This is a genomic window from Elioraea sp. Yellowstone (assembly GCF_006704265.1).
Taxonomy (GTDB): Bacteria; Pseudomonadota; Alphaproteobacteria; order Acetobacterales; family Acetobacteraceae; genus Elioraea.
This window is the reverse complement of record NZ_VIKA01000187.1, coordinates 1-5,601: the sequence shown is the minus strand read 5'-3', so window position 1 is coordinate 5,601 and position 5,601 is coordinate 1. Positions and strand designations below refer to the sequence as shown.

The 5,601-nt window shown below is 71.6% G+C and carries 7 protein-coding genes; 2 read left to right on the top strand and 5 right to left on the bottom strand.

Features of this window, described 5'->3' with window-relative positions:
- On the top strand, nt 1-621 hold a 621-nt coding region (locus tag FK498_RS16995), incomplete at its 5' end, for a tetratricopeptide repeat protein (protein ID WP_141856655.1).
- Between the two features lies 1 nt (nt 622).
- On the opposite strand, the gene FK498_RS16990 is transcribed toward FK498_RS16995, so the two are convergent.
- The 4 genes from FK498_RS16990 to FK498_RS16975 all read right to left on the bottom strand — a co-directional run bounded on the left by FK498_RS16990 (nt 623) and on the right by FK498_RS16975 (nt 5,047).
- A complete protein-coding gene (locus tag FK498_RS16990) occupies nt 623-2,968 on the bottom strand; it encodes a PEP-CTERM sorting domain-containing protein (RefSeq protein ID WP_161988464.1) in 2,346 nt (781 codons plus the stop codon).
- A 146-nt stretch (nt 2,969-3,114) separates the two neighbouring features.
- On the bottom strand, nt 3,115-3,993 hold the full coding sequence (locus tag FK498_RS16985) for a GNAT family N-acetyltransferase (RefSeq protein ID WP_141856651.1): 879 nt from the start codon (nt 3,991-3,993) through the stop codon (nt 3,115-3,117).
- A complete protein-coding gene (locus FK498_RS16980) occupies nt 3,990-4,514 on the bottom strand; it encodes a Fur family transcriptional regulator (protein ID WP_141856649.1) in 525 nt (174 codons plus the stop codon). The genes FK498_RS16985 and FK498_RS16980 overlap by 4 nt, the downstream gene beginning before the upstream one ends.
- A 116-nt stretch (nt 4,515-4,630) precedes the next feature.
- A complete protein-coding gene (locus tag FK498_RS16975) occupies nt 4,631-5,047 on the bottom strand; it encodes a MucR family transcriptional regulator (protein WP_141856657.1) in 417 nt (138 codons plus the stop codon).
- 108 nt (nt 5,048-5,155) lie between these two features.
- On the opposite strand from FK498_RS16975, the gene FK498_RS16970 reads away from it, so the two are divergent.
- Complete coding sequence (locus tag FK498_RS16970; RefSeq protein ID WP_141856647.1) at nt 5,156-5,428, top strand: sulfurtransferase TusA family protein; 273 nt, start codon at nt 5,156-5,158, stop codon at nt 5,426-5,428.
- Here FK498_RS16970 and FK498_RS16965 read toward each other — a convergent pair.
- On the bottom strand, nt 5,412-5,601 hold a 190-nt coding region (locus FK498_RS16965), incomplete at its 5' end, for a GNAT family N-acetyltransferase (RefSeq protein ID WP_370510914.1). The genes FK498_RS16970 and FK498_RS16965 overlap by 17 nt on opposite strands.

The following is a 5,601-nucleotide window of genomic DNA, read 5'->3' as shown; positions in this document are numbered from 1 at the left end:
GTCGAGCGCCGGCGCGGCAACCTCGCGCAGGCGGTCGATGCCGCGCGGCGCGCGCTCGCGATCCGCTTCGAGCCGGCGCTGGCGTTGGATCTCGCCGAGATGCTGGCGATCGCCGCCGACGGCGCGGTCACGCCCGAGGCGCGGCGTCTGCTCGAACAGGCGCGCGCCGCCGCGCCCGACGACCTGCGCGCGCGCTACTACCTGGCGCTCGCCGACCTGCAAGCGGGCGATGCCGAGGCCGCGCTCGCCGGGTTCCGCGCGGTCGAGCGGATGAGCCCGCCCGACGCGGCCTGGCGGCCGATGCTGGCCGAGCGCATCGCCGAGGCCGAGACGCGGGCGCGCGCCGAGGCCGCTCCCGGGCCGACGCGCGAGCAGATGGAGGCGGCGGCCGGCCTGCCGCCCGCCGAGCGCGCGGCAATGATCGAGGGGATGGTGGCGCGGCTCGCCGAGCGGCTGCGCGAGACGCCCGACGACGCGGAGGGCTGGCTCCGGCTCGCGCGCGCCTATCGCGTGATGGGCCGCACGGCGGATGCGCGCGCGGCGCTCGAACGGGCCGCGGCGCTGCTGCCGGACGACCCGCGCGTGGTCGCCGAGAAGATGGCGCTCGGCGCCGGCGGGTAGGTCAGGCGCGCCGGCGCACCAGCGCCAGCCCCGCCAGCCCGAACAGCAGCACGGCAAGTGCCGCCGGCTCCGGAACCTGGTTCGGATCGGCCTGCGTCAGGATCACGCGCCAGATCAGGAGCTCGTTCTCCTCGACGATGCCGTGGAAGCTGACGGAATACCCGTTCGCGAGGCCGAGGAACTGCACGGCGTCGAAGTCGCCGAAGATTCTGTCGCGGGTGACGATCAGATCGAACATCCAGTCGCCGACGCCCGGCGGCGCGCCGAGCCCGGCGAAGTCCACCGTGACGAGGCCGGCGAGCGTGGCCCTCTCGGCATCGATCGCGCCGTAGCCGCCGAGGCCGCGCACGAGCCCGTCGATGCCGAAAATCGTCTCGATCCCAGGTGCCGCGAACGCGTCCATGAACAGGTCGCCGCCGATCGTCAGCAGGCTGGAGCGCACCTCCAGCATCGCCTCGCCGAACAGCGCGCCATTGTTGACGTTGAACCCCAGGCGAAGATCCCCACCGACGGTCGCCGTGCTGTTCACGAGAGAGAGCTCGCCCCGGCCGGCGTTGAAGGCGCCGATGCCGACGAACTGCCCGACGGACATCGTGCTGTCCGTCAGCGCCACACGACCCTGGTTCGGCGAGCCTACGCCGAAGGAGGCGATCGACAGGTTGTTCGCGATTGCGATCGTGCTGCCGGTCGCCTCGATCAGGCCACTGGCGCCGGTACCGCCGACGACAGCATCACCACCGAAGCCGAGCACCGGCTCGATCCGGACCGTGAGCGTGCTGTCCTGGAGATGGACCGCGCCGCCACCGCCATTCGACCCCACGTTCAGGGCGATGATGTCGATCGTGCTCCTGTCCGACGAGCGGACGGTTCCGTGTCCCACCCGCCCCAGGTCCAGGACGCCGCCGGTGAAACTCGATCGTGTCAGCTCGAGCTCGCCGCTGGCGCTGCTCGGGACAGCCGCCCCGGGAAAGACGATGCTCCCGATCTGGGTGAAGGACGACAGCCCGGTGACGACCGCACCGTCGGTGACCGACAGGCGCCCGACCGCGTGCGCCGCCCCGTCCGTCACCGTCACGCCGCCGCCGGCGCCCTGGACGCTGCCGATCCGCAGGGCGTCGGTGGCCAGCGTGCCGTTGCTCAGCTCCAGGCTGCCCTCGGCACTGCCGGTCACGACCACCCGGCCGATATCGACCTGGCCATAGCCGGTGATGTCCCCGCCGACGGTGGCGCTGCCCGTAACGGCCGGGCCGGGGCCGACGGCGATATTGTTGACGGCCTGCTCCGTGGCGACGCCGATCTGCAACGCGCCGCCGGGGTCGGTCGCATTCACGATTCCGCCGGCGCCGATCGTCGCGGTGCCGGTGGCGGTGACAGTGTCACCGGCGCCGACGCCGCTGCCGATCGTGACGGAGCGGAAGCCGCTGATCCCCTGCGCCGCGATCGATCCGGAGGCGCTGGCGCTGCCGTTGGCGACGACACTGCCCGAAGCGCTGCCGACCTGCAGCAACCGCCCGGGACCCTCGGCGCTCAGCATCCCACCGAGCGTCAGCGTGCCCTGCGCGGTGGTGCCGTCCACCCCCGACGCCACGCCGATGAACGCACTGCCGGCCAGCCCGAGCGTGCCGCTGCCGAGGGTCAGGGTGCCGATTCCGGTTCCCCCATCGTCCGCGACGCCCAGGGAGAGGGATATGAGGGCCTGGGCCGACGTGTCCACCGCGGCGGCCGTCACCATGCCGGTGCCGGTCGCGCCAAATCCGACTCCGATCCCCAGGGCCGGGGAGGTCGCGGCCTGCGTCCGGATCGTGCCCGTCGGCACCGAGACCGTGCCGGTCGCGACCGAGTCGCCGTTCAGCGCCCATCCTGCCTGGACAGCCGAGATCAGGTTCAGGTCGCCTTGGACAGCGACGGTGCCGGTCGCGACCGACGGCGCCGGCGTGCCGGACGGCGTGTTGAAGACTTGGCCGACCGCGCCGAGGCCAGTGAGGTTGCCGTCGACCGTCAGGCTGCCGCTCGCGCTGCTGCCGTCGCCCGCGGTCACCAGACCGACCGCGCCGAAGCCGAACGATGCCGTCAGGTTGCCCCCGATCTCGCCGGTCCCGCTGACCGTCGCCCCCGCGGTGCTGGTGCTGCCGAAGCCGAAGTTCTGGACGGTGATGTTCGAGGCGGCTCCCGCCTGGGCGGTGCCGCCGTTGTTCACGAGGGCGACGTCGTTCCCGTCCGGCACCTCCGCCGGCAGCCAGTTGGATGCCGTGAACCAGTCGCCCGTGCCCGCGTTCCATGTGATGTTCGCACCGAAGGCTGGCCCGGTGATGACCGCCGCTCCCGCCAGCAAGGCAAGCCGCCACATCGTGCCGGCCCGAAATTCCCCCATCCGCATCCCCCCCGGTTGCGTTGTTATTTCCCCAGGGAAAGGATGGGCTTAAAAAACTTTCCGCGTCAAGCAACGGTGCCCGACTCGCAGCGCCTTCCTGCCGGCGTATGCGGAACTGCCCGCTACGCCTCCGGCACGGCCGGGGCGCGGCCTTCGGAATCGAGGGCGTCGCGCAATCTGCGCTCGTAGTGCCGGTAGTACTTGTCGGTCACCAGATCGGTCTTCACCACCACGCACACATCCGTGGTGTTGAACTGCTCGTCGATCACGGCGCCGTCACCCACGAAGCCGCCCAGCCGGAGATAGCCCTTGATCAGCGGCGGCAGCTCGTTGAGCGTCGCCTTCAGGTCGATCGCCTCGGGCGGCATCCGCCGCATCTCCACATATCTGTGCGGCAGGGCCCGCGGGCGCAGCGCCGGCGGGGCGAGGTGGTTGTGCCAGAGATAGGTCAGCGGTGCTGCGAGCGCGTCCGGATCGGTGCCGTGCAGGCTGGCGCAGCCGAACATCAGGTCGATCCGGTGCTTGAACACATAGGCGGCGATGCCGCGCCAGAGGAGCTGCAGCGTCGGGCGGGTGCGGTAGGCCGCATCGACGCAGGAGCGGCCGAGCTCGAGGATCTCGCCCGGGAAGGCCTCGATGAGGGCGATGTCGTACTCGCCTGCCGAGTAGAACCCGCCGAGCGCCGCCGCGGCCGGCCGGCGGATCAGCCGATAGGTGCCGACCACGCTGTCGGCGCCCGGCCCGCGGTCGTGGTCGATCACCAGCAGATGGTCGGCGACCGTGTCGAACGCGTCGAAGTCGCGTCGCCGCGCCGCCACCTCCGGCGTCGGGTGCGCCCCCATCTCGTCATAGAAGACGCGATAGCGCAGCGCCTGGGCGGCATCGAGCTCCCACGGCGCAGCGGCGATGCGCACGCCGAGATTGCTCGCGCGCAGCTCGCCGAAGCCTGGGCCGTCGATCGCGGCGACTGACTGCATCGGCGGCTTCACGTCCTTCGTCATGCGGGTCCGGTTCGTCGCTGCGCCGGATGCCGCGCGCGCGGCCGCGGCGCCGGTCGGGCATGCGCCTCCGCGGGTCGACGCGCCACCGAACCGCCGCGCACGGGCGGCTCGACCGCGGCGAGGCGCCGGCCGAAGAGCTGCAGCCGACTCGAGGCCAGAGTGAAGCCGAGCCGTTCGGCGATCTCGCGCGCCATGCGCTCGAACCCCTCGTCGGCGAATTCGATCACCTTCCCGGTGTCGACGTCGATCAGATGATGGTGATGGCCGCGATCCGTCGGGTCGTAGCGGGCGCGGCCCTCGCCGAAGTCGCGCCGCTCCAGGATCCCCTTCTCCTCCAGGAGCCGCACCGTGCGATAGACGGTGGCGATCGAGACGTTCGGGTCGATCGCGCTGGCGCGGCGGTAGAGCTCCTCGACATCCGGATGATCGGTCGCCTCCGACAGCACGCGCGCGATCACCCGGCGCTGGCCGGTCATCTTCAGGCCCAGCTCGACGCACATGCGCTCGATCCGGCTTTCCATCGGCCCTCCTCAGCCGCGGGCCCGGCCCTCGGCCCGGCGGGCTGCCTGCCACGCCGGACCCGATATAGCAGATGACGGCGCGCCGGTCCTGCCGCCGTCAGCCGGCGCGGCCGGGATCAGCCGCGGCGGCCCGAGCGCGGCTTGGTGCCGAGCCCGATCTTCTTGGCGAGCGTCGAGCGGTGCTTGGCGTAGTTGGGCGCCACCATCGGATAGTCGGGCGGCAGGCCCCAGCGCTCGCGGTACTGCTCGGGCGTCATGTTGTAGGCGGTCTTGAGGTGGCGCTTCAGCATCTTCAGCTTCTTGCCGTCCTCGAGACAGATGATGTAGTCGGGGTGGACCGACTTCTTGATCGGCACCGCCGGCTGCGGCTTCTCCGGCGCGGCCTGCCCCTTGCCGACGGCGGAAAGCGTGCGGAACACCTCCTGGATCAGGCCGGGCAGTTCCGAAAGCGGCACGCTGTTGTTGCTGACATGGGCCGAGACGATCTCGGCGGTCAGCTCAAGGATATTGGAGTCGGACTGCTGGTCCTGCATCGCCATGCCTTCGCCTTCCGGGTCGCGTCCCGGCGGTGTATAAAGACGTATGTAGCGGGCCGCAACAACCTCTTGTGTGGTTTCGCCGTTCTTGCCGCGGGTCGGGGCATGACAGGGACACCGAAGAGCGAATCCGCACCGTTCTTTCTCGACATCACCACCGAGACTTGTCCGATGACGTTCGTGCGCACGCGGCTGCTGCTCGACCGCATGCCCGCCGGCGCCACGGCCACGGTACGGCTGACCGGCAAGGAACCGCTCGGCAACGTTCCGGGCTCGGCCCGAGCGCTCGGCCATGCCGTGATCTCGGTCGCCCCGGAGACGGCGGGGCGCGAGGCGCCCGAGGATGTCTGGCTGGTGACGCTCAGGAAGGCGGGCTGAGGGCCAGCGCCAGCACGAGCGCGTCGGCGCCGTCCGGGTAGTAGCCGCGCCGCTGCCCGACCTCGCGGAAGCCGAGCCGGCCGTAGAGCCGCCGCGCCGCCGCGTTGCCCACGGCGACCTCCAGGAACAGCCGCCCGGCACCCCGCGCCTGCGCCTCCGCCGCAGCCGCGGCG

Excerpts from the sequence above, each read along its gene's own strand:
- FK498_RS16990 (WP_161988464.1), bottom strand. The coding sequence starts at position 2,968 with ATGTGGCGGCTTGCCTTGCTGGCGGGAGCGGCGGTCATCACCGGGCCA.
- FK498_RS16985 (WP_141856651.1), bottom strand. The coding sequence starts at position 3,993 with ATGACGAAGGACGTGAAGCCGCCGATGCAGTCAGTCGCCGCGATCGAC.
- FK498_RS16980 (WP_141856649.1), bottom strand. The coding sequence starts at position 4,514 with ATGGAAAGCCGGATCGAGCGCATGTGCGTCGAGCTGGGCCTGAAGATG.
- FK498_RS16975 (WP_141856657.1), bottom strand. The coding sequence starts at position 5,047 with ATGCAGGACCAGCAGTCCGACTCCAATATCCTTGAGCTGACCGCCGAG.
- FK498_RS16970 (WP_141856647.1), top strand. The coding sequence starts at position 5,156 with ATGACAGGGACACCGAAGAGCGAATCCGCACCGTTCTTTCTCGACATC.